Origin of the sequence: Nonomuraea sp. NPDC049400, assembly GCF_044466425.1 — a bacterium.
In the GTDB taxonomy this organism is placed as follows: Bacteria; Actinomycetota; Actinomycetes; order Streptosporangiales; family Streptosporangiaceae; genus Nonomuraea.
In genome coordinates, this window is record NZ_JBITMP010000015.1 from 179,624 (window position 1) to 201,822 (window position 22,199).

Sequence of the window (22,199 nt, forward strand, 5' to 3'; positions counted from 1 at the left end):
AAACCGACTTACCTGTTACGTCGGAACCGGCGCGGCCGATAGTCCGTATGGGCCGTAGACCGGGGGTGGCAGTGCATGAAGTCCGCTGAAATGCTCCAGACAGCCACGGTCGAACGCCGCAGGCTGGCCGGGCTCGACGGAATACGCGGTCTAGCTGCGCTTTTCGTCGTCTTCCACCACGTCTGGCTGCTGTCGTTCCCCGGCTTTCCCCGGGACACCGGGCCCGGCTGGGCGAGCTGGATGATCTACGGGCACTTCGCGGTCGTGGTGTTCATCGTGCTGTCCGGCTTCTCCCTCGCCCTCTCGCCGGCCCGCAACGGGTGGCGGCTGGACTCGCTCGGCAGGTTCGCGCACCGCCGCGCCTGGCGGATCCTCCCGCCGTACTGGGCCGCGGTGGCGCTCAGCCTGGTGATCGCCTGGACCCTGGTGCCCCAGCCCGAGCAGGGCGTGCCCACCGCCAAGTCGGTGCTCATCTACGGGCTGCTGCTGCAGGACGTGTTCGGCAGTCCGAGCCCCAACGGCGCCCTCTGGTCGATCGCCGTGGAGGCCCAGCTCTACTTCGTCTTCCCGCTCCTGCTGCTGGTCCTGCGCAGGATGGGCGCGGTGGTCATGGTGGGCGCGGTGACCGCGGTCGTGGCGGCCGTCGGGGTGCTCGCGCAGTTCGTGCCCGTGGTGGGCGAGCTGATGCGGCTGACGCCGCAGTTCGCCGCGCTGTTCGCGCTGGGCATGGCGGGCGCGGGCGTCGTACGGCTCCAGCGGCGGATCCCGTTCCAGTGGCTGGCGGCGGCCGCGCTGTTGCCGGTGCTCGCGCTGATCGTGCTCAAGGGATCCGTGTGGACGATCGGCAACCTCTACTGGATCGACCTGGCGATCGGGCCGGCGACCGTGCTGCTGCTGGCGACCGTGGCGACCGGGAAGCCCGCGCCGGTCGTGTGGCTGCTGGACACGCGGCCCGTGAAGAGCCTGGGGTCGTTCTCCTACAGCCTCTACCTGATCCACGCGCCGATCGTGGTGAACATCCACGCGCTCGTGATCGCCCCGCGCATGGAGCAGGGCGTCCCGGCGTTCCTGGTCTCGCTGGCGCTGGCCGTGCCGGTGACGGTGGTGGTGGCGCGGTTGTTCGCGGGGGTGTTCGAGCTGCCGTTCACCCGGAACAGGACGCCGTCCGCGCTGCGAGCCGCGGTGCGGGCCCGGCTCACGCGGGCCCGCACGCAGTGATCAACCCGCCTTGACGAGCGCCTCCGTCTCATACTCCACGGCCAGTTCCTCCGGCATCGGCTGGAGGTCCGTGCAGCGCATGAAGTCGCGCAGCGTGGTGCCGAGGCAGGTGGCGTCGACGTTGGGCGCGGCCCTCCTGGCCCGAACGTCGTCGATGTTGACGCAGCGGAAGTCGACGCTGAAGCGGGTCCTGCCCGAGGTGTTGTTGACCGTGGAGTGCAGGTGGGCGCCGGAGAAGAGCATCATGCCGCCGGGCTCGGTCACGATTCGCAACTCGGGCTCGGGATCGAAGTCCTCTTCCGGCTTGGGCTGCTCCCTGGTGTCGGAGTAGATGTGCTGTGCGGCGGTGGGCCGGGAAACGCGCTGCCATTCGCCGTACTCGTACCCGCCGCTGCCGTTGCGCAGCGGCCGGTCGAAATAGCGCGGGTGCAGGGCGAAGACATTTTCCGGGACGACTTCGAAAATCGGCAGCCACCAGTTGATCTGGTTGAACGGGGCGGCGTACCAGCAGTCGCGGTGGGCGTGGTACGCGTAGGAGATCCCCGAGTCAAGATAGTGGTTCGAGGTCGAGGTGCGCAGCCGCGGCACGTCGAAGTACGTCTGCTCCAGCGGGAATCCGAGCTCCTCCATGACCTGGACGAGCAGGCTCTTGCTGCGCGGGTGGTGGATGAAGCGGGGCTTGAGCTCCGCCAGGAGGGCGGCGAAGTCCTCCACGGGCATGTCGAACTGCGCGGTCTCCGGGTCCCGGCTCCCGAACGCGTCGGCGATCAACTCCTTGGCGAACGCGACGAGCTCCAGTGACGCTCTGGTCGGGGAGTAGACGAACACGTCTCCGCGGTAGATCATGCCGCGCCGAGTTTCGTCGTCCATTTCACTGTTGGAAAAGATGGTGGTCATGTGCACCTCACCTGTCTTGCGCTTTCTACTCCCTGTCTCGGGGGTTCTGCGTGCTTCGTTACATCGTTATTTCGTGTAACAAATCAGCCGGGGTTTTCCGATTACCAATATGGGACACCCGACGGATGGAGTCGAAAATGCAGGAAGTCCAGCAGTTCACGTTCCGCCGTGACGAACTCTTCCCGCTCGCCGACAGCCTGCGTCCGAGCTTTCTGACCGCGTCGCCGTTCCGGCACGTGGTGATCGACGACTTCCTGCCGGAGGGCGTGCTCGACCCGGTGCTCGCGGAGTTTCCCGAGCCGAAGGACGCCGACTGGCAGCAGTTCGACAGTTCCAAGGAGGTGAAGCTGGCCCTGCAGGACACCGAGCAGATGGGACCGGCGACGCGGCACCTGCTGGCCGAGTTCAACGGACAGGTCTTCATCGAGTTCTTGGAACGTTTGACCGGCATCGAGCGACTCGTGCCCGACCCGCACCTGGAGGGCGGCGGGCTGCACCAGATCAGGTCGGGAGGCTTCCTCAAGGTGCACGCCGACTTCAACCGGCACCGCCGTCTCGACCTCGACCGCAGGCTCAACGGGCTTCTCTACCTCAACAAGGACTGGGACGAGAGCTACGGCGGCCACCTGCAGCTGTGGGACAAGGACATGAGCACGTGCGAGCACGCGGTGCTGCCAGTCTTCAACCGGTTCGTGCTGTTCGCCACCACCGACGACGCCAACCACGGCCACCCCGATCCGCTGACCTGTCCTCCTGAGCGCGCCCGCCGGTCGATGGCGCTCTACTACTACTCCAACGGGCGCCCCGACGAGGAGGTCCACGACGATCACACGACGCTGTTCAAGCAGCGTCCCGGCGAGAAGTACAAGAGCAGCCTGCGCCAGGTGCTCAAGCGCTGGACGCCCCCGGCGCTGGTCGAGCTGGCCGGGCGCCGGGACCGCTCCAAGTGAACCGGCCCCCGGCCAGAGGAGGGGGTGGCGGGTCAACGGACCAGGCGGGCGAGGCGGGCGAGCTTTCTCCCGCCTCGTGCCGCGAGCCGCCGCTGGCGTGAGACGTACAGCTTGAGTACCGCCCTCCGCGCCCGGCGGCGCTGGTCGGGCGTGAGGTCGGTCTCGTCGATGACGCCGAGCAGCACCCGCGCCTGGATGAGCGTGGCGAAGTAGCCGCGCCAGGCGGGCAGGGCCAGCCGGCCGCTCATCTTCACCGGGTTCGCGTTGGCCCAGTTGCGGTGCGAGAGCACCTCGGGCACGTGCGCCCAGGGTCCTGACAGGGCGTGGCGGGCGGCGGCGATCTCGTCCTCGCGCACCATGACAGGGCGCGGGACGGTCCTCGCGACCGCGGTGCGGTGCACGCCGTACAGCGGGTCCATGAGCACGAAGCTCTCGGTGAGCAGGCGCAGCATCTCGGCGAAGCGTTCGGCGGGGTCGTCGGAGTTGAGCGCGGTGCCCTCGTAACGGCCGGTCTGCGTGACGCCGTCAAGGGTGTACGAGGTCTGCGCGGTGACCAGGACGATCCTGTCGTCCTTGGCGAACTCCGCCAGCGAGCGCGACACGCAGTACTCCGCGAGCGTGTCGTCGTCGCCCACCCAGCGGAAGAACTCCCCCTCGGCCAGGCGGAGCGCCGTGGAGAAGTTGCCGACGGGGCCGATGTTCTCCGGCTGCCGGTGGTATCGGATCCGGCTGTCGGTGGCCGCGAGGTCGCGGCAGATCTCCTCGGTGTCGTCCGTGGAGGCGTTGTCGGAGATGATCAGTTCCAGGTTCTGGTGGTCCTGGGCCAGCACCGACAGGACGGCCTTCTCCAGGTGCCGGCCGCCGTTGAAGGTGGGCAGGCCGATCGAGACCAGCGCGTCGGGGTTCAATGGGCTTCCTTTCTCCGCAACTGCCTGAGTGGCACGGCCAGCAGGACGTACATGATGAGGCCGGCGCCGCCGGCGAGCACCAGTTGGACCAGGGCGTTGCCCTCCACTGTCCGGCTGACCAGCGCCGTCGCCCCCGCCGCGGCGAGCCCGGCCAGCAGCGGCCGCACGAGCGTGGGCAGCACCGGAGCCAGCCGCACCCCGGCCCGGTGCAGGAAGTACGCCGCCACCGGCAGCGCCACGAACAGGCTGGCCGCCACCTGGCCGATCGCGGCCCCGCGGATGCCCTGCAGGTGCGTGCCGGCGATCAGCGCGGGGATGAGGGCGGCCCCGTATCCGAGGTTCATCCAGACCGTGGCCCGGGTGTCGCCCTGGGCGGACAGGATGTCGAGCGCGAGCGAGAGCAGCATCCTGATCACCATGACCAGGGCCAGCCAGCGCAGCACGCCCGCCGCCTGGTCCCACTTGTCGCCGTAGAGGAACGACACGAGCGGGTGCGCGAGCACGGACATCACCACCGCGAAGGGCAGGATGGCCGTCAGGAGCAGCGGCGCCGACCTCCTTACGCCCTCCGACAGCGCCTCGGAGGTGTGCTCGGCCAGCCGCGAGAAGCCGGGGATGGTGACGTTGCGCACCGCCGTGCCGATCAGCCCGGGCACCCAGCTCGACACGTTGAAGGCCAGCAGGTAGTAGCCCAGCCAGACATGCCCGAGCATGTCACCCACCACGATGTAGCCGGCGTTGAGCAGCACGCTCTCCAGCCCGATCCCGGCGGCCGACGGCAGCCCGAACTTCAGCAGCTTGACCGCGATGGCGCGGTCCACGCCGAGCCGCACCGGCAGCCGGGCGGCGAAGAAGACGATCACGCCGGTCACCACGGACTGCGCGACCTGCCCGAAGGCGAAGCTGAACGCGCCCGCGCCGTTCGCGGCCAGCGCGATGGCCACCACCGCGTTGACCGCGAACCCGATGCCGATGGCGAGCGTCAGCTTGTCCTGCTCGAACCGGCGGATCAGCGTCGCCGCCCGCACCGCGGTGAAGCCCTCGACGATGATCACCGAGGTCAGCAGCCTGACCACGGGCGTGGCCTGAGCGGTGCCGGCCAGCTCGGCGAAGGCCGGCGCGCCCACCCAGAACACCGCGTACAGCCCCATGGCCGACAGGAACGACAGCACCGTGGCGGTCGGCGCCATCTCCTCCAGCTTGCCCCGCCACTGGATGGTGGCGACCATGATGCCCAGGTCCTTGACCGACATGACGAACGCCGTGGCGGCCAGCGCGACCGCGTAGACGCCGAAATCGCCCGGTGCGAGCAGCCGGGCGAGGATCAGCCCCATCACGAAGGAGCCCGCCTTCGTGGCGAGGTTGCCCAGCAGACCCCAGCGCAGCCCACGCCCGGCTAATTTGCCGAGGGAGCCGATCTGCTCGGCGTCCTTGACTTCCATGTAGAACTCTCCCTATGCGGCCGGCTCGTCGACGCGCTCCAGCCAGATCTCCCGCCAGAACGGGAGGAACTCTCTCGGACAGTTGACGCTGTAGGCCCCTTCGCAGTAGACGGATTCCAGAGCTATGCAGGGGTTCTTCATCTGCAGCAGCTCGCCGGTGCGCTCGTCCAGGCAGCGTTCGACGCGTGCGACGACTCTGGCGGTCCTGCCGCAGTGCCTGGCCATCTCCTCCTCGAAGCCGAGGCCCCTGTTGAGGCGTTCCTGGTTGAGCGTGGCGACGATCTCCTGGCGCGACTTGATCCGCACCAGCTCGCCCGGCTGCAGGTCGAGCGTGCCGGTCGGGGTGGGGCCGGGATTCCCCTTGGGCACCCAGCCCCAGGCCAGCCCGCCCCTGATCCGCAGCCACCCGGGCAGCGCCCTGCGGCTGACCGACTGGTAGCGGTTGAAGACGGCGAAGAACAGGCCGCGCAGGGTCTTCAGCACACCCGCGTTGCCGCTCTTCACATCGGCGGCGTACTGCCGGACGTCCTTCAGCGGCAGGCACGTCGGCGCCGCGCGATGCAGCTCGGTGGCCTGGCAGGCGAAGCGCTCCTCTCCCTCCGGCCCCGGCGGCTTGCGCGAGTTGATCTGCAGCAGCGGCAGCAGCCTGCGGTCCTTGCCGGTGGACACCGGTCCGTCGGAGACCTTCCTGAGCCAGGCGTCCTTCCAGTAGAGCGAGCAGGCCGTCTGGCAGCCGCCGTGCGCGGAGCCGTCGCAGCGGGCCTCGCCCAGGTGGACGGCACGTTCCATGTGCCGCATGCGGCCATGGCTGATCGTGTCGCACGCCTTGTGCGCGACCTTGTGCACCGTCATCCGCCGCCCGCAGAAGCGCAGCATCTCCGGCATGAAAGGTAACCCGTCGAGCTCGCCCCGCTCGTCCAGCGTGGCCATGATCTCGGCTTCCCCCCGCACTTCGACCACGTCCCCGACCCTGAGGTCCATCACGCCTTCTCCCTCACCAGTCCGGCATCCAGCAGAGCGTGGGCCGCCCTCTCCACGGCGGCGAACGGCAACTCGGATCGTCGGGCGATGTCGAGCAGGCTGTGGTCCCCGTCGGACAGGTTCAACACCCATAACATCGCCATTTGGGCCTGTTTCGTGTCACTCCTTCCGCCGAGAGATCCGTAGAGCCCGCGCCTACCGAGCTGCGGCTCGCCGTACGGGCTGAGGTTGACGTAGGTGCGGTTGCCCTCCAGCACCTCGACGACCCGTACGAGGGCGTCGAGGGTGTCTTCCATGGCCTCCGGCGTGACGAACCCCGGGTTGTCCCCCGAGGTGTGATATTCCGGGTATCCGGCGTACGGCGTCCTGGTGAGGCTGCCGAAGGGGAGGTTGAAGCCGGGCGAGCAGAACTGCCGCTCGTCGTACCCGTACGGCGAGAAGTCCAGCACCCGGTGTGGCCGGTCGTCGAGGACATGCTCGACGGCCCGGTCGATCTCGGCGTCGCCGCGCCTGCTCCGCTTGTACGTCAGCGCCCCGGGGTCGCCCGCGCACGCCAGCGTGAGCCCGCCCGCGATCAGGTGGACGCGCCCCCGGTTGAGCGCCAGCCAGGTGATCGCCCCGATCGTCCCCGGCATGAACAGGAACCGGTAGGTGTACCGCGGCTCCTTCAGCTTGAGCGCCAGCGCCACGGCCACCGCGATGCCCGCGAGGTTGTCGTTGGCCAGCGACGGGTGGCACACGTGGCAGGAGATCACCACCTCGTCGGGCAGCCGCCCGGGCACGACGTGCTCGGCGATGGTCAGCGAGCCGTCCTCGAGCGTCGAGTCGATCAGCACCTCGTAGGGCCCCTCGCCGAGCGCGTCGAGCGCGTCCTGGCTCAGGCAGAACCCCCAGGTCTCGGCGTAGTAGCTGGTCCGGTAAGGGATCAGGCCGGGCTGGTCGGGCAGGGTGTGCAGGCGCGGCCGCAGCTCCTCCAGCGTGTACGTCCCCGACACCGGCACGCTGTAGCCCACCACGTGCAGGTTCGACTCCCGGAAGTCGATCACCCGCCGCCCGGAGGGGTCCTTGACGTAGGCGTCGCGGATGTTCCACTCCTTCGGCACGTTCCAGTCGAGCACCTCGGTCCCCGTCGGCACCTCGGTGACCGTCAACGGCAGGTGCTCGCCGACGATCTCCAGCGTGCGCCGCACGCCGTCCCCGGTGATGCTCCGGCAGATCGGATACAGCCGCTCGACGAGCTCGTGCATCCGGCCGCCGTTCACGGGCGCAGCTCCGCGTCGATGCCCCTGGCCGCCCGCCGGTCGGCCAGCCGCGTCAGCCGGGTGAAACGCCGGTCGAAGTCGTGCCTGGTCAGCCCGTAGGTCCGGTACGCCGCCACGAGCTCATCCGCCCCCGCCCTGACCGTCCACCTGGCGGTGTAGCCGGGCAGCGCCGCCCGTATCCGGGAGAAGTCCACCCGGTAGGAGCGCGGATCGTTGCCGGCCTCGCCGGTGATCTTCAGGATCGCCCCGGGCACGGCCGCGACCACCTCGTTGGCGATCTCCGCCACCGTCACGTTGTTGGACTCGGAGCCCACGTTGAACGCCCTGGCGTGCACGGCGTCGCGCGGCGCCTCGATCGCCCGCAGGAACGCCTCGGCGATGTCCTCGGCGTGCACCAGGGGCCGCCACGGGGTACCGTCGGACAGCACGAGCACCTCGCCGGACAGCACGGCGTGGCCCACCAGGTTGTTCAGCACGATGTCGGCACGCAGCCGCGGCGAGAACCCGAACGCCGTCGCGTTACGCATGAACACCGGCGAGAAGTCCGCGTCGGCCAGCTTGACCAGGTCGTCCTCCACCCTGACCTTCGACTCCGCGTACGGCGTCACGGGCCGCAGCGGCGCGTCCTCGTTCACCAGTTCGTCGCCCCCGGACGCGCCGTAGACCGAGCAGGTGGAGGCGTAGACGAACCTGCGTACCCCGGCGTCCTTGGCCAGCCGGGCCAGCCGCACCGACGCGTGGTGGTTGATGTCGTAGGTCAGCTCGGGCGCCAGCGAGCCGAGCGGGTCGTTCGACAGCGCGGCCATGTGCGCCACGGCGTCGACGCCTTCGAGCAGCTCGGCGGAGACGTCCCGCAGGTCGACCGCGTAGCCGGGCGGATCGTCGACGGCTGGGCCGAGCACGCAGTCGGCGAACAGACCGGAGTCGAGGCCGATCACCTCGTGCCCCGCGGCGGACAGCACGGGTGCCAGCACACTGCCCAGGTAGCCCTGGTGCCCGGTCAGAAGAATCCGCAAGGTCAGCCTCCAGCCAGATCGATGGTCAGCTTGTTCACGTGGAAGGCCTCGGCGTACCTGGCGCCGCACTCGATGCCGCGGATGCGGGCCAGCCCGAGGAAGGCCTCCCTGTCGTACCAGGGGCGGTGCCGCTGCGAGGGGTAGTGCTCCTGCAGCAGCCGGACCTTGGTCTCGGCCACCTCGTCGTCGAGCGGCTGGTAGACCGCGGGGCGGCCGAGGTCGCCGTCCCATTTGACGATCTCGTAGCCGAGCGTCAGGTGGTCGCGCCAGACCGTCGGCACGAGCTGTGCCAGACCGCGGTGGTCCTGGTGCGCGTCGCCCGTCCACGGGGCGAAGATCAGATCGGGGCTCGCCTGCGCCCTCAGGTCCTCCAGGGCGTTCTTGGCCTCGTCCCAGTGCGCGGGCAGCCGCCCGTCGGGCAGCTTGAGCACGGTGAGCCGCAGGTCCGCGCCCGGGCAGAAGGCCGCGAGCGCCGCCTGCTCCTCCTCTTCACGCTCGGTCCCGCCGCCGGACAGCACGAGCGCGTGCACGCGTACGCCCGGGCGGGACCGGCAGATCGTGTGGAGGCTCGCGCCGGCGCCGATCGCGATGTCGTCGCAGTGGGCGCCGAGCGCGACGACCTCGTCCCGCCGTGCGGGCAGCAGGCCGATCATGCTTCCCACAGCGCCCAGGGCCGCTCGCCGCGGGCCCAGGAACGATCCAGCTCCAGGCGCTGGTTCACGGTGTCGCTCGGCCGCCAGTAGCCGCGGTGCGGGTACGCCACCAGCCGTCCCCGCTTGGCCAGCTCCGCGCAGCCGTCCGCGACCAGGTCGCCGTTCTCCGGGATGTGGTCGAAGACGTCCTGGCGCAGCACGAAGAAGCCGCCGTTGACCCAGAGCGGCATCTCGCTGACCGGCGTGATGCCGCCGACCAGCCCGCCCTCGCTGACGTCGATGACGTGGAAGGTGTTGGTCGGCGGGACCACCATCATGGAGGCGCCCGCGTCGGAGGCGGCGAAGCGGTCGATGATCCGGGGCAGCGGCGCGTCGGTCAGCACGTCGGCGTAGTTGGCGAGGAACATCTCCTCGCCGTCCAGGTACGGCCTGACCCTGCGTAACCGCTCGCCGATCGGGGAGTCGAGCCCGGTGTCGATCAACGACACCGACCAGTCGGAAATGTCCGTGGATAACAGCTCGATCTGTCCGTTCCGCAGGATGAAGTCGTTCGACCCCGTCTCCTTGTACGTCAGGAAGAAGTCCTTGATGTGCTGCGCGCCGTAGCCGAGGCACAGGATGAACTCCTTGTGCCCGAAGTGCGCGTAGTACCGCATGACGTGCCAGACCAGCGGGCGCGGGCCGACCATCTGCATCGGCTTCGGCATGTCACCGCCGGGCAGGTCGCTGCGCATCCTGGTGCCGCGCCCGCCGCAGAAGAGGACGACTTTCATCCGACGACCTCCAGACCCGGGATCGGGAAGACCAGCCGCCCGCCCCACTCCCTGACGTAGGACAGCTGCTCGACCAGCTCGTCACGCAGGTTCCACGGCAGCACCAGCACGTAGTCGGGCCGGTCCGCGGCGATCCGCTCCGGCGCGTGGATCGGGATCCGCGATCCCGGCGTGAACCTGCCGTGCTTGTACGGATTGCGGTCCACCGTGTACGCCAGCAGATCGGGCCGGATCCCGCAGTGGTTGAGCAGCGTGTTCCCCTTGCCGGGAGCGCCGTACCCGACCACGGTCTTGCCGGCGTCCGCGGCGTCGATGAGGAACCTGAGCAGGTCCCGCCGCACCTTGGCCACCCGCTTCGCGAAGTCCTGGTAGCCCGCGAGCTCGTGCAGCCCGGCTGCCTTCTCGCGGGCCAGCACCTCGACGACCCGCGGCGAGACGGGCGCCTCGCCCGGCTGCGCCCACAGCCGGATCGACCCGCCGTGCGTCGGCAGCAGCTCGACGTCGACCAGGTACAGCCCGCCGCTCGCGAGCGCCCGCTGCGCCGAGGCCACCGTGTAGTACTGGAAGTGCTCGTGGTAGATGGTGTCGTACTGGTTGAGCTCCATCAGCGTCAGCAGGTGCTGCACCTCGATGGAGACCCGCCCGTCGTCGGCCACCAGCGCCCGCAGGCCCTTGGTGAAGCCGACGACGTCCGGGATGTGCGCGTACACGTTGTTCGCCACGACCAGGTCCGCGGGCCCGTGCTCGGCCCGCACCCGCTGGCCGACCTCCGGCGACAGGAACTCCGTGAGCGTCGGCACGCCCTTGTCGACGGCGGCGCTGCCGACGTTGGCGGACGGCTCGATGCCCAGGCAGCGCACGCCCCGCTCCACGACGTGCTGGAGCAGGTAGCCGTCGTTGCTGGCCACCTCCACCACGAACGAGTCGGGGCGCAGCCCCGCTGCGTCCACGAACCTCCGCGCGTGCTCCACCCAGGAGGTCGAGTAGGAGGAGAAGTAGGCGTACTCGGTGAACGTCTCCTCCGGTGTGATCAGCGGTGGCAGCTGGGCCAGCCAGCAGCTCGTGCAGACCCGCAGGTGCAACGGGTACGTGGGCTCGGGCGCGTCGAGCTGCTCCGCGGTCAGGAACAGCTCGCACGGCGGGGTCGCGCCGAGGTCCACGACCCCGGCGAGCCCCTCGGAACCGCACAGTCGGCAGGTGGTCATTCAGCTCACTCCAGCCAGGGCCTTGGCCTCGTACTCCAGCGCGAGATCTTCGGGCATCGGGGCGAGATCGTTACAGCGCACGAAGTCCCGCAGCGTGGTGCCCGTGCACTCGGCGTCCACGTTCGGGGCCCCCTGGTGCGCGCGCACGTCGTGGATGTGCACGGTCCGGAAGTCGATGCTGAACCTGGTCTTGCCGGAGGTGTTCGGCACGGTGGAGTGGAGCTGCGCGCCGGAGAACATCAGCGTGCCGCCGGCCTCCGGCACCACCCTGACCTGCGGCTCCAGCTCGATCGGCTCCTCGGGCCGCGGCTGGACCCGGGTGTCGCTGCGTACGTGGGCCGCCGCGTTGTGCCGGCTCGTCCTGTTCCACTCGGCGTAGTCGTAACCCGCGCTGCTGTTGCGCACCGGCTGGTCGAAATAGCGCGGGTGGAAGGCCATGACGTTCTCGGGGGTCACCGAGTAGACCGGGATCCACCAGTTGACCTGGCTGAACGGCGCCGAATACCAGCAGTCGCGATGCGGGTGGAAGGCGTAGGAGATGCCGGAGACCAAATAGTCGTTCGAGGTCGAGGTGCGCAGCCTGGGCACGTCGAAATAGGTCCGCCCGGGATCGCAGCCGCGCTCCTCGATGACCGCCGGCAGGAGTTCCTTGCACCGGGGGTGATGGATGAACCGCGGTTTGAGCTCGGCGAGCAATTTCGCGAACTCCTCCACCGGCATTTCATGCTGCGCGGTCTCCGGGTCCAGCCCGCCGAAAGCGTCGTCGATCAGCTCTCTCGCGAAGGTGACCAGCTCGGTCGTGGCCGGTGCGGCCGAATAGACGAAGACCTCGCCCTTGAACAGCATTTCGCGGCGCGTTTCGTCGTTCACGCCGCTGTTGAGGAAGACGGCGGTCATCATCAAACTTTCCCTCTCGGTTGGCTTGAATGGCGGTCAGGGTCTGGCATGCTGCGATCATGGATCGCCTCTCGATTGACGGCTCGTGGCTTTTCACGCCACGCGTTCATGCCGACCCTCGTGGCAGTTTCCTCGAGGCGTTCAGGGCGGCCGGTCTGCCGCACCCGCTCGATGTGGCCCAGGTCAACTGCTCCGTTTCCCAGGCGGGCGTGCTCCGCGGCGTGCATTTCGCGGAGATCCCGCCCGGCCAGGCGAAATACATCATGTGCGTGTCCGGAAGCGTCATGGACGTCGTGGTCGACATCCGGGTGGGCTCGCCCACGTTCGGCCAGTGGGAGGCCGTGACGCTGGACGACGAGACCCGAGGCGCCGTGCTGATCGCCGAGGGTCTCGGCCACGCGTTCATGGCGCTGAGCGAGCAGGCCACGGTCGTGTACCTGTGCTCGCAGCCGTACAGCCCGGGTCGTGAGCACGGGGTTCACCCGCTCGACCCGGCCGTCGGCATCGGCTGGCCGTCCGGTCTGGAGCCCGTCCTGTCGGACAAGGACGCCAAGGCCCCCTCTCTCGAGGAGGCGCGCGCGGCCGGCCTGCTGCCGGACTATCGGGCGTGCAAGGAGTTCTACGCCACGCTGCATTGAGGATCCGCCCCCGCCCCCGCCCTTCCCCCGCTCATGACCGGCCCCCTCATGACCGGCCACGCCGCGTGCAGCGCCGCTTTCCAGTGCCGGATCGGCTCCCAGCGGGTGTGGGCGAGCACGCTGTTGGCCGGCCGCCGGGCCGGGCGGGGGTAGGCGGTGCCGGGCACGGGGCGGACACGTCCGGGGTCTGCGCCGAGCAGCGTGAAGATCTCTTTGGCGAACTCGCACCACGTGGCCTCGCCCGCGCTGGTGCCGTGGTAGACGCCCGGCGGCAGGTCAGACTGCGCCAGCCGGACGAGGTAGTCCGCCAGGTCGGCGGTCCAGGTCGGCTGGCCGCGCTGGTCGTCCACCACGTCGATCGCCGGCCGCTCCCCTGCCAGCCGGATCATGGTCCGCACGAAGTTCGTCCCGCTCGCCCCGTACATCCAGGCGCTGCGCACCACGTAGTGGCCGTGCTCCAGCGCCGCGCGCTCGCCCGCGAGCTTGGTCCGCCCGTACGCGCTGACCGGCCCGGTCGGCGAGTCCTCCCGGTACGGCACCCGCGCGGCCCCGTCGAAGACGTAGTCGGTGGAGACGTGCAGCAACCGGGCCCCCGCCAGGTCGCAGGCCTCGGCCAGCCAGCGCACGGCGTGCCCGTTGATCGCCAGCGCCTCGGCCTCGTGCGTCTCGGCCTCGTCCACCGCGGTCCAGGCGGCACAGTTGATCACGACTCTGGGCCGGTAGGCGGACACGAAGTCGCGTACCGCGCGCCTGTCGCGCAGATCCAGCTCCCCCCGGCCGAGCGCGAGCACCGGCTCGCCGGTCAGCACCGTCCTGTCGAGGACGTCGGCGGCCAGCATGCCGCCGGCCCCCGTGATGAGCCACCTCATGCCGCCTCCCCACGTAACCGGCCGATCATGAGGCCCACCAGTCCCGGTGCTCGGCGTACCAGCGGACGGTGTCCTTCAGCCCCTGCTCGAACGCGATCTCGGGCCGGTAGCCCAAAGCCCGCAGCTTGGAGTCGTCCAGCGAGTACCTGCGGTCGTGGCCCTTGCGGTCCTGGACGTACTCGACCATGTCCCAGTCCCGGCCGCAGGCTTCGAGCAGGCGCGTGGTGAGCTCCTTGTTGGTCAGCTCGGCCGTGCCCGCGATGTGGTAGACCTCGCCCGGCTCGCCCTGCTCCGCGACCATGCGGATGCCCGCGCAGTGGTCCTCGACGTGGATCCAGTCCCGTACGTTGCCGCCGTCGCCGTACAGCGGGACCTTCCTGCCGCGCAGCAGGTTCGTGATGAAGAGCGGGATGACCTTCTCGGGGTACTGCCGCGGGCCGTAGTTGTTGCCGCATCTCGTGATCGAGACGTTCAGCCCGTGCGTGATCGCGTACGCGCGGGCGATCAGGTCGCCGCCCGCCTTCGACGCCGCGTACGGCGAGCGCGGCTGCAGCGGGGCTGCCTCGTCCCACGAGCCGATGTCGACCGACCCGTACACCTCGTCGGTCGACACCTGGACCACCTTCGGCACCCCTGCCTCCAGGCACGCCTGGAGCAGGGTCTGGACGCCGAGCACGTTCGTGCGCATGAACTCGGCCGCGCCCTCGATCGAGCGGTCCACGTGCGACTCGGCCGCGAAGTTGACCACGAGGTCGTGGCCGGGGACGACGGTCTTGAGCAGCTCGGCGTCGCAGATGTCCCCGTGCACGAACTCGTGCCGCACGCCGTCGAGGTTGGCGCGGTTTCCCGCGTAGGTGAGCTTGTCGAGCACGGTCACATCCGCGCCGGACCCGGACACGTCATCCAGGGTCCGGACGAAATGCGAGCCAATGAAGCCGGCGCCGCCGGTCACCAGAATTCTCATGAACTGATCTGCACCTTGCTGTGATCGCCCAGCACGAGACGGTGGGCTTTGGGGGTGTTGGGCGCCGGAGTGACCTCGACGTCGTGGCCGATCAGCGACGACTGGATGCGGCCGACGCCGCTGATCGAGGCCCTGGGCAGCACGATCGAGTACTCGATCTCGCTGTCGGTGACCGCGCAGCGGGCGCCGATGGAGGTGAAGGGGCCGACATAGCTGTCGCGGATCCGCGCGCCCTCGCCGATGATCGCCGGGCCGACGATCCTGGAGCGCTCGACCACCGCGCCCTGCTCGACGACGACGCGGCCCACCAGCTCACTGACCGCGTCGACCCGCCCGCGTACCCGGGGCTCGACCGACTCCAGGACCAGCCGGTTGACCTCCAGCATGTCGGTGACGTTACCCGTGTCCTTCCAGTAGCCGGAAATGATCGAGGACTCGACGCGCAGGCCCGCCTCGATCAGCCACTGGATGGCGTCGGTGATCTCCAGCTCGCCCCGCCAGGACGGCTTGAGCTCCGCCACCGCGGCGTGGATGGCCGGGCTGAACAGGTAGACGCCCACCAGCGCCAGATCGCTCTTGGGCCGCACGGGCTTCTCCTCCAGCCCGATCACGCGGCCCCGGGCATCGAGCTCGGCCACTCCGAACTGGCGCGGGTCGCCGACCTTGGTGAGCATGATCTGGGCGGTGGGGCGTTCCCTGTGGAACCTGTCCACCAGGCCGTTGATGCCGCCCACGATGAAGTTGTCGCCCAGGTACATGACGAAGTCCTCGTCGCCGAGGAACTCACGGGCGATCAACACGCCGTGGGCGAGCCCGAGCGGCGCCTCCTGCCGCAGGTACGTGACCTGCAGCCCGAACGCCGAGCCGTCTCCCACGGCCGACTCGATCTCCGCCTGCGTGTCCCCGACCACCAGGCCGAGCTCCCTGATCCCCGCTGCCGCGATCGCCTCCAGGCCGTAGAACAGGACCGGCTTGTTCGCGACCGGCACGAGCTGCTTGGCCGAGGTGTGCGTGATGGGCCGGAGCCGTGTGCCCGATCCCCCGGCGAGCACGAGTGCTTTCACCGCTAGTAAGCCCCTTCTCCACGGGTGACGACGGACCAGGTCTTCCAGAGGATCTGCAGGTCGAGGATGAGCGACCAGTTCTCCACGTACCGCAGGTCCAGGCGTACGGACTCCTCCCACGTCAGGTCGGAGCGGCCGCTGACCTGCCAGAGCCCGGTCATGCCCGGCTTGACGACCAGGCGGCGGCGGACGTCGGCGCCGTACTTGCCAACCTCCTCGGGAAGCGGTGGGCGCGGGCCGACCAGGGACATCTCGCCGCGTAGGACATTGAGCAGCTGGGGCAGCTCGTCGAGGGAGTATTTCCGCAGGAAAGCGCCTACCCGAGTGATTCTTGGATCGTTCCTAATCTTGAAGAGCACCCCGTCGAACTCGTTCGCATGGAGAAGTGTGTCCTTGAGCTGCTCCGCATCGACCACCATCGTACGAAATTTCACGACACGGAACTCTTTGCCACCTTTGCCGACCCTGGTCTGGTGGAAGAGCGCGGGTCCCGGGCTGGTGAGGCGGATCACCAGGGCGATGGCCAGCAGCGGCAGCGCCAGGAGCAGCAGCGCCACCATCGCTACCAGGCGGTCGAACACGGTCTTCGCGACCTGCTTGGTGCCGTCGAACTCGGGATGCTCCACGTGCAGGAGCGGCATCCCCGCGACCGGCCTGATGCTGATGCGCGGCCCGGCCACGTCCATGAGCGCGGGGGCCACGAAGAGATCGGTACGCGCGGTCTCCAGGCTCCACGCCAGGCGCCGCAGCGCGGCCCCGTCCAGCTCCGGGCAGGCCAGCACGGCCACGGCGTCGGCCTGCTCGCGCTCGACCACCGCCGCCACGTCGCCGAAGGAGCCGAGCACCGGAACGCCGTCGAGATCGACGTCCATCGCGCTCTCAGGAAGGCAGGCTCCCACCACCTGCATTCCGTGATACGGCTGGCGCCTGAACTGCACCACCAGGTTGAGAATCGATTCCCGATGCCCTACCGCGATCACCTGACGCGTGTAGTCGCCCACCGCTCTCCTTCGGTGGAGACGTTTACGCATCTTGTAGCGGTAATAGAGCGTGGCGAGCAGCGCCAGCGGCAGCATCGCCATCACGAAACTACGCGCGATGACGGTCTGCGTGGCATAAGCCATGATGGCGACCGTGGCCATCAGGCCGACACCGCCGTTGAAGACGGCCTTGAACTCCTCCGTTCCCTCGCCGTTGGCGCGCTGGCGATACGCCCCGCCCATCATGAGCGCGACGGGCCAGGCGATGACCAGGCCGAATCCGAGCATGAACTCGACCAGTGGAATGAACACGCCGGCCATCAGCCGGATGCCGAGCACGCATACGCATGCCAGCAGAGCGCAAATCGTGTCCCCACATAACAGGAGCCGTAGGTACGCGCGCGTCCAAATGCTCGACGCGCGACGCGGCACGGCCCCGAGGAGCACGACATCGGACTCCCCAGTCCCCACCCTCATAGCACCACCCTGACAACTCTGTGCACCGCGATAACTTGACGTTCCTTGAACCGCATGGGTTGACAGGTCCCACGCACAATCAAGGGCGGCGGCCCCCACTAAAGAGTAAAGATCGATTCCGACATGGGGAATAACGTCAAATGTCCACAACCGGACGAATATCGGGGGGTCTTGGGGCTTGACGGAACGGTCCATAAGTGCAGCGGGGCAGCTGCGGAAATATGCGGTTTACGGCAGTGTTTCGCCAGGTTGCGGCTCCATGAAGCCGCTAGTCGTACTCCAGGTCCGGCAATGCGGACGGCGGGTCCGGGCTGCGCCAGACGACCACAACTCCGTCCTGTGCGGAGTCGGCGGCCAGGGTCAGCCGGTCGAGATCGAAGTCCGGCAGGTAGCGCAGGCGTGTCAGGAACGTGGCGTCCGTGGCCGAGCGGGGGACGACGCAGCCCTCGCCGTCGCGGTCGAGCAGGATGTAGAGGACGTCGTCCCCGGATTCTGTGACGACACGGACCTCCACCACGTCCTCCCATGCGAGAGCCTCGACGCTACCGTCCGCGTAGTGACGAGTGACGCCCTCTTCCGTGACATACACGTAGGAGTCCGGCATCGGATTGCCGTGCATGGGCGCGATTCTTGCGAGTTCCGGGGCTGTCCCGCAAGGGTTCGCGCGCAATGGTGCGCTTCAGCGGCCGTTCGGCCCCTCAGACGGCGTCCTTCGGCCCTCAGTCGCCGCCCCAGGAATGGCTGAGGTGCGCCGCCACCACCGCTCTGGCCGCATCCTCCGGCCCCTCGGCGATCGCGTCGAGCAGCTCGCGATGCTCGCGTATCAGCACGTCCCTGTCGGTGTAGACCTCGCGCAACCGCACCAGACCGAGCCGCGTCTCGGCCGCCAGCACACCGTAGAGGCGCTCCAGCCGCGGGCTCCCCACGGCCTCGATCAGCGCCTGGTGCAGCGCCATGTGCTCGGCCACGATCTCCGACCAGGGCGCGTCGGCAGGCAGCGCGGCCATCCGGTGCAAGGCGGCTTCGGCGTCCGGCACCCGCCGCCCGGCCAGAGCCCGTGCCATCAGGTCCTCGAGCGGGCGGCGTACGTACATGAGGTCGTCGAGGTCCGAAAGCGTCACCTCGGGGACATAGGCGCTGCGGTTGCGCTCGCGCCTGAGCAGTCCTTCGTGGACGAGGCCGGCCAGCGCCTCCCGCACGGTCGGCCTGGCGACGCCGTACGACGCGGCGATCTCCTGCTCGGGCAGCGGGGTGCCGGGCGGGATCTCGCCGGAGAGCACCCTGCTGCGCAGGGCGTCGGCGAGCGCGCCGACGGTGGAGACGGGTCTGAGCGGCAACGTCACGGCTGCGACTCTAGCTCCCTTTCCGGTACGGCTTGTGCTTGCGGCTTCTCGGGTACGGCCACCGCCACGAGGCTGAGCGCCAGCAGGACCAGCCCCGCGATCGAGACCGGGGCCAGCCGTTCGCCGAGCACGACCAGGCCGAGCAGCGCCGCCACGGCCGGTTCGGCAAGCGCCAGCGTGGCGGCCGTGGCCACCGGAGTGGTGCGCAGGCCCCGGCCGTACAGGAAGTAGGACAGGGCGGTGGAGCCGAGGCCCAGATAGAGCACGGCGAGCAGCCCGCGCGGCTCCCCCAGCCAGCCGAGCCCGCTCACCAGCAGCACCGGCAGCATGATCACGGCTGCCCCGCCGAACAGGACCCCCATCACCGCGTCCGACCTGGCCCCCTGGCCGATCGCCTGCGCCGCCATCACCGCGTAGAAGGCGTAGAGCACGCCGCCGAGCAGCGCGAACAGCACCCCGGAGACCATCTGCCCGCCCGCCTCGGCGCCGCCTCCGACGATCAGCGCCGCGCATCCGCAGATGGCCGCCGCGGTCGCGAGGCTCCACCGCCCGCTCGGCCGGCGGCCGTGCAGCACCCAGGAGAGCAAACCCGTGAAGACGGGACCGCTCCCGATCGCCACCACGGTCCCGATGGCGACGCCCGTGCGGCTGACGGCCGTGAAGAAGCAGAGCTGATAGGCGGCCACCGCGACGGCGGCCAGCAGCAGGCCGGGCCTGATCGCCTTCCTGACGCCCGCGCCGGCCAGCAGAGCGAGCGCGGCACCCCCGACGACCAGCCGCGCGGCGGCCAGCGCGACGGAGTCGGCGGAGACGAGCAGTCCCGCCGTCCCGGCCGTGCCCCAGAGCACGGAGGCAGCAACAACGGCGAGGGGTCCATTTCTCATGGCCCTCATTGTCTGACAACTAGACAATTTCGTCCAGTAGCTGGTCGATCAGCCGTCCGGCGGGGGCGGTCACCTCCCCCGCGTAGTCGTCGAGCACGGCCAGGCCGTCGTGGATGCCGGGGACGCTCTTGCGCGGCAGCTCGAGCAGCGTCTCGTCCTCCGCGGTGATCGATCCCTCGACGTGGAAGGCGCCGCCGGAGGCGCTGATGGAGACCTCGAAGCGGACCACGCGGCCGTCGGGCAGCGTGAGGTCGGCGCCGACGCGGGCGCCCGCGGGCGGGAGGAAATAGGAGTAAGGCTCGCTTCTGACGAAGGGGTGGTGTAACTCGGCGAGCATCCCTGATGCCCGGCTCAGGGTCTCGAGGAGGCCGGCCGCGGCCAGGCTCTCGCTGTCCACCAAAAAAGGGTAGATCACCGGATGGTCAGGTGGCCACCTACCGCTCATCGAGGTCAGCTCTGCGTGATGGCCGCAGGAGGATCGGTGGCCAGGCGGGCGTGCCGTTCGACGTCGTACCGGATCCCCTCATAGGAGAGCTTCCCGCGCTCGATGCCCTCCGGGCGGAACCCCGCCTTCGTGGCGACCCGGCACGAAGCCGGGTTGTTCGTACGGTGCCCCAGCTCCAGCCGGTAGAGCCCGCGCTCGCCGAACGCCCACCGCGCCAGCTCCTCGGTGGCCGCCACGGCGACGCCCCGCCCCCTGGCCTCGGGCACGACCCAGTAGGACACCCACCCATTGTCATGATCGTCGACCCGGGACACCGCGACGTTTCCGACGACCCGCCCCTCGACCGTCACGGCGAACGCGTGGCCGACACCCGACCAGCCCGCGATCCATCCCATGGCGTCCTTGAGCGTGACGACGGGAAAGGGCGCCTGCGTGCGGAGATCCGGCGCCTGAAAGGCCCGCAGCACGACCGGGGCATCGTCCTCGCGCCACTCCCGCAATCGAACGTCCACGTTGTCGGAGATTACCGTGAAGTGCGACTATTAGGCCTGCTGCCCGATTTGATGAGCCGCCTCGAACTCGGCGACCATCCGCTTGGGCGCGGTCAGGCACCACGCCTCGGCCACCAGCTCGAACAGCTCGTCAGAGTCGATCTTGTCGAGGTGCACCACCACCCAGCCGAACCGCCCAGCCGTGAACTGCACCTCGAACACTTCGGGCCGCTCGGCCACCAGCGCGATCTGCTCTTCGATCGTGGCCTTGAGCCCGACGGTCTCGGTGGCCTCCCACAGGTATGCGAAGCCCTTGTCCCGCACCTTGAGGCCGATCCACTCGCCGCCATGGCTCATCTTGACCTCAGGCAGCCGGTCCAGCAGCTCCATGAACTCATCGACGCTCACACCCATGCCGCCTGTGTACCAGACCCGACCGACACTTCCGAGGCGCTCTTGAGCAGGCGACGGCCCTGGACGGCATGGGTCCGCTGGTACGCCGCGCCGCCCGGGCACGCCTTCGCCGTCAGTCGTAGTAGCGAACTTCCAGGACGTTGCCGTCAGGGTCGGGGAAGTAAATCGTCTCCGGCGCGATGCCCTGCGCGCCGAACGAGTTGGTGCCGGTGCCGGTGATCTCGATCCCGTGCTGCTTCAGCCTGACCTGGAGCGCGTCGAAGTCCTCCTTGCCGACGGCCAGGCAGAGATGGTTGATCGGATGCCCGGCGCTCCCCTTGATCCCGGTGCCCTCTTCCACGCCTCTGGAGGCGTCGTACTCCATCAGGTCGAGGATGGTCTCGGCGGACACCCGCACACTCGGAAAGGCCGCCTTCCCCTCACGGAACTCCTCCGCCCGCACCCCGGGCAGACCGATCACCTGCTCGTAGAACCGCAGAGAGCTGAGCTGGTCGGAGACCCAGCACACGAGATGGTCCAGGCGTACGTCCATGCATTCCTCCGCTCACTCTGCCGCCGACCTCGCTGTCCACCTGCCGGTGCGAGCTGGTTGGACGCGACTCGGCGGCTGACACCCGCCCCCCGCCGTACCTCGTACCTGAAATAATGAAAGAGCCGGATGACGGCGAAGTAAACACGGCAGGTCGAACTGTCCCGCCGCCGCGCTTTTTTCACCGCGCCGCCGATAAAGCCGGGAGATTATTCACAGAGGCCGAGCGGACGTCAGCGCTGCCAGACCATGAGGTCCATGGTCAGATAGTCGCTGGTCGAGTCCACCACGTTCGTCACCTTGACCAGGCCGATCGTGTTGTCGGTGAACGTGCAGATCAGCTTGCCCTTGGCCTCTTCTATCGGGATTTCCTTGGTGTATCTGGTGTTGTCGACACACGCCTGGTAGGTGCCGCGTTCGCCCTGGGCGAGGATGGCCATGTTGTCGGCGCACAGGTAGTAGTCGAGGTCGCCGCCGTCGGTCTTGGGGTGCATGGGGTCGTTGGTGAAGCTGACCTCGTCGTCCGCGGTGACGTCGATGCCCTTGTACGTGCCCAGCAGCTTGCCGGGCGGTTTGCTGCCCACCGCGCCGTCCTCCGTGGCGGTCGGGGTCTGCTCCGGGGCGGAGGTCTCCGAGGGCGAGGCGGCGGCTTCACGGGTTCGGGTGGCAGCCGCGGCGGTGCCTGCCAGGAAGCCGAGGCTCACCCTGCGGGGAGCTCGCTGGGCGCTCTGCACCCTCTCGACCGCGGCGACCTCCTGCTGGAAGCACTGGCGGAACTCGGCGTTCCTGGCGTACTCGGCGTGGATCACCTTGACGGCGAGCCGCCTGCCGCTGGGGGTGGTGGCGAGATAGACCTGGCCCATTCCACGTAATGGGCCGCCACGGATTCAAAGGAGCGA

25 protein-coding genes are annotated in these 22,199 nt (G+C 69.0%); 3 read left to right on the plus strand and 22 right to left on the minus strand.

Annotated elements, in window-relative coordinates; genetic code table 11:
• The first annotated feature begins 75 nt into the window (after positions 1 to 75).
• Complete coding sequence (locus ACIBVN_RS25090; RefSeq protein WP_397140182.1) at positions 76 to 1,218, plus strand: acyltransferase family protein; 1,143 nt, start codon at positions 76 to 78, stop codon at positions 1,216 to 1,218.
• Here the strand turns inward: ACIBVN_RS25090 and ACIBVN_RS25095 are convergent, their stop codons facing one another.
• A complete protein-coding gene (locus tag ACIBVN_RS25095) occupies positions 1,219 to 2,115 on the minus strand; it encodes a hypothetical protein (protein WP_397140184.1) in 897 nt (298 codons plus the stop codon).
• A 137-nt stretch (positions 2,116 to 2,252) separates the two neighbouring features.
• Between ACIBVN_RS25095 and ACIBVN_RS25100 the strand changes: the two genes are divergently transcribed.
• Complete coding sequence (locus tag ACIBVN_RS25100) at positions 2,253 to 3,065, plus strand: 2OG-Fe(II) oxygenase (RefSeq protein ID WP_397140186.1); 813 nt, start codon at positions 2,253 to 2,255, stop codon at positions 3,063 to 3,065.
• A gap of 32 nt (positions 3,066 to 3,097) precedes the next feature.
• On the opposite strand, the gene ACIBVN_RS25105 is transcribed toward ACIBVN_RS25100, so the two are convergent.
• From ACIBVN_RS25105 to ACIBVN_RS25145, 9 genes are read right to left on the minus strand one after another with little or no spacing between them, the layout of a single operon-like run.
• Entirely contained in the window at positions 3,098 to 3,973 is an 876-nt protein-coding gene (locus ACIBVN_RS25105; protein WP_397140188.1) for a glycosyltransferase family A protein, read from the minus strand.
• The gene (locus ACIBVN_RS25110; RefSeq protein WP_397140190.1) at positions 3,970 to 5,415 is read right to left on the minus strand and encodes an oligosaccharide flippase family protein; all 1,446 of its coding nucleotides are present in this window, start codon (positions 5,413 to 5,415) and stop codon (positions 3,970 to 3,972) included. Before ACIBVN_RS25110 ends, ACIBVN_RS25105 begins: the two co-directional genes overlap by 4 nt.
• A gap of 12 nt (positions 5,416 to 5,427) precedes the next feature.
• Positions 5,428 to 6,396, minus strand: a complete 969-nt coding sequence (locus tag ACIBVN_RS25115) for a hypothetical protein (protein ID WP_397140316.1) — start codon at positions 6,394 to 6,396, stop codon at positions 5,428 to 5,430.
• A complete protein-coding gene (locus tag ACIBVN_RS25120) occupies positions 6,396 to 7,658 on the minus strand; it encodes a DUF4910 domain-containing protein (protein ID WP_397140192.1) in 1,263 nt (420 codons plus the stop codon). The genes ACIBVN_RS25115 and ACIBVN_RS25120 overlap by 1 nt, the downstream gene beginning before the upstream one ends.
• Positions 7,655 to 8,674 carry an NAD-dependent epimerase/dehydratase family protein gene (locus tag ACIBVN_RS25125; protein ID WP_397140194.1) on the minus strand — a complete coding sequence of 340 codons (1,020 nt, stop codon included), beginning with the start codon at positions 8,672 to 8,674 and terminating at the stop codon, positions 7,655 to 7,657. The genes ACIBVN_RS25120 and ACIBVN_RS25125 overlap by 4 nt, the downstream gene beginning before the upstream one ends.
• A 2-nt stretch (positions 8,675 to 8,676) precedes the next feature.
• Positions 8,677 to 9,327, minus strand: coding sequence for a PIG-L deacetylase family protein (locus tag ACIBVN_RS25130; protein ID WP_397140318.1), 651 nt, complete (start codon positions 9,325 to 9,327; stop codon positions 8,677 to 8,679).
• Positions 9,324 to 10,100 carry a glucose-1-phosphate cytidylyltransferase gene (locus ACIBVN_RS25135; protein WP_397140196.1) on the minus strand — a complete coding sequence of 259 codons (777 nt, stop codon included), beginning with the start codon at positions 10,098 to 10,100 and terminating at the stop codon, positions 9,324 to 9,326. Before ACIBVN_RS25135 ends, ACIBVN_RS25130 begins: the two co-directional genes overlap by 4 nt.
• Positions 10,097 to 11,305 carry a methyltransferase domain-containing protein gene (locus ACIBVN_RS25140; RefSeq protein WP_397140198.1) on the minus strand — a complete coding sequence of 403 codons (1,209 nt, stop codon included), beginning with the start codon at positions 11,303 to 11,305 and terminating at the stop codon, positions 10,097 to 10,099. The genes ACIBVN_RS25135 and ACIBVN_RS25140 overlap by 4 nt, the downstream gene beginning before the upstream one ends.
• Positions 11,306 to 12,205, minus strand: coding sequence for a hypothetical protein (locus ACIBVN_RS25145; protein ID WP_397140200.1), 900 nt, complete (start codon positions 12,203 to 12,205; stop codon positions 11,306 to 11,308).
• Positions 12,206 to 12,261: 56 nt separating this feature from the next.
• On the opposite strand from ACIBVN_RS25145, the gene ACIBVN_RS25150 reads away from it, so the two are divergent.
• The gene (locus tag ACIBVN_RS25150; protein WP_397140202.1) at positions 12,262 to 12,840 is read left to right on the plus strand and encodes a dTDP-4-dehydrorhamnose 3,5-epimerase family protein; all 579 of its coding nucleotides are present in this window, start codon (positions 12,262 to 12,264) and stop codon (positions 12,838 to 12,840) included.
• On the opposite strand, the gene rfbD is transcribed toward ACIBVN_RS25150, so the two are convergent.
• The 12 genes from rfbD to ACIBVN_RS25210 all read right to left on the minus strand — a co-directional run bounded on the left by rfbD (position 12,822) and on the right by ACIBVN_RS25210 (position 22,163).
• On the minus strand, positions 12,822 to 13,709 hold the full coding sequence (rfbD, locus tag ACIBVN_RS25155; protein WP_397140204.1) for a dTDP-4-dehydrorhamnose reductase: 888 nt from the start codon (positions 13,707 to 13,709) through the stop codon (positions 12,822 to 12,824). The two genes, ACIBVN_RS25150 and rfbD, sit on opposite strands and share 19 nt — an antisense overlap.
• Positions 13,710 to 13,734: 25 nt before the next feature.
• Entirely contained in the window at positions 13,735 to 14,673 is a 939-nt protein-coding gene (rfbB, locus tag ACIBVN_RS25160; RefSeq protein ID WP_397140206.1) for a dTDP-glucose 4,6-dehydratase, read from the minus strand.
• Positions 14,670 to 15,737 carry a glucose-1-phosphate thymidylyltransferase gene (locus ACIBVN_RS25165; protein WP_397140208.1) on the minus strand — a complete coding sequence of 356 codons (1,068 nt, stop codon included), beginning with the start codon at positions 15,735 to 15,737 and terminating at the stop codon, positions 14,670 to 14,672. Before ACIBVN_RS25165 ends, rfbB begins: the two co-directional genes overlap by 4 nt.
• Positions 15,738 to 15,739: 2 nt before the next feature.
• Positions 15,740 to 17,194, minus strand: coding sequence for a sugar transferase (locus ACIBVN_RS25170; protein WP_397140210.1), 1,455 nt, complete (start codon positions 17,192 to 17,194; stop codon positions 15,740 to 15,742).
• Between the two features lie 268 nt (positions 17,195 to 17,462).
• Positions 17,463 to 17,813 (minus strand): hypothetical protein, encoded by a 351-nt coding sequence (locus tag ACIBVN_RS25175; RefSeq protein WP_397140212.1) that lies wholly within the window; start codon positions 17,811 to 17,813, stop codon positions 17,463 to 17,465.
• Positions 17,814 to 17,913: 100 nt separating this feature from the next.
• Positions 17,914 to 18,537: a GntR family transcriptional regulator gene (locus ACIBVN_RS25180; protein ID WP_397140214.1), complete on the minus strand. Its 624-nt coding sequence runs from the start codon at positions 18,535 to 18,537 to the stop codon at positions 17,914 to 17,916.
• Entirely contained in the window at positions 18,534 to 19,421 is an 888-nt protein-coding gene (locus ACIBVN_RS25185) for a DMT family transporter (RefSeq protein WP_397140216.1), read from the minus strand. Before ACIBVN_RS25185 ends, ACIBVN_RS25180 begins: the two co-directional genes overlap by 4 nt.
• 19 nt (positions 19,422 to 19,440) lie before the next feature.
• Entirely contained in the window at positions 19,441 to 19,818 is a 378-nt protein-coding gene (locus tag ACIBVN_RS25190) for a hypothetical protein (RefSeq protein ID WP_397140218.1), read from the minus strand.
• A 53-nt stretch (positions 19,819 to 19,871) separates the two neighbouring features.
• Positions 19,872 to 20,378: a GNAT family N-acetyltransferase gene (locus tag ACIBVN_RS25195; protein WP_397140220.1), complete on the minus strand. Its 507-nt coding sequence runs from the start codon at positions 20,376 to 20,378 to the stop codon at positions 19,872 to 19,874.
• A gap of 30 nt (positions 20,379 to 20,408) precedes the next feature.
• Positions 20,409 to 20,771, minus strand: a complete 363-nt coding sequence (locus ACIBVN_RS25200; protein ID WP_397140222.1) for an MmcQ/YjbR family DNA-binding protein — start codon at positions 20,769 to 20,771, stop codon at positions 20,409 to 20,411.
• A 112-nt stretch (positions 20,772 to 20,883) separates the two neighbouring features.
• Positions 20,884 to 21,303, minus strand: coding sequence for a VOC family protein (locus ACIBVN_RS25205; protein WP_397140224.1), 420 nt, complete (start codon positions 21,301 to 21,303; stop codon positions 20,884 to 20,886).
• A gap of 230 nt (positions 21,304 to 21,533) precedes the next feature.
• Complete coding sequence (locus ACIBVN_RS25210; protein ID WP_397140226.1) at positions 21,534 to 22,163, minus strand: hypothetical protein; 630 nt, start codon at positions 22,161 to 22,163, stop codon at positions 21,534 to 21,536.
• Between the last annotated feature and the right edge of the window lie 36 nt (positions 22,164 to 22,199).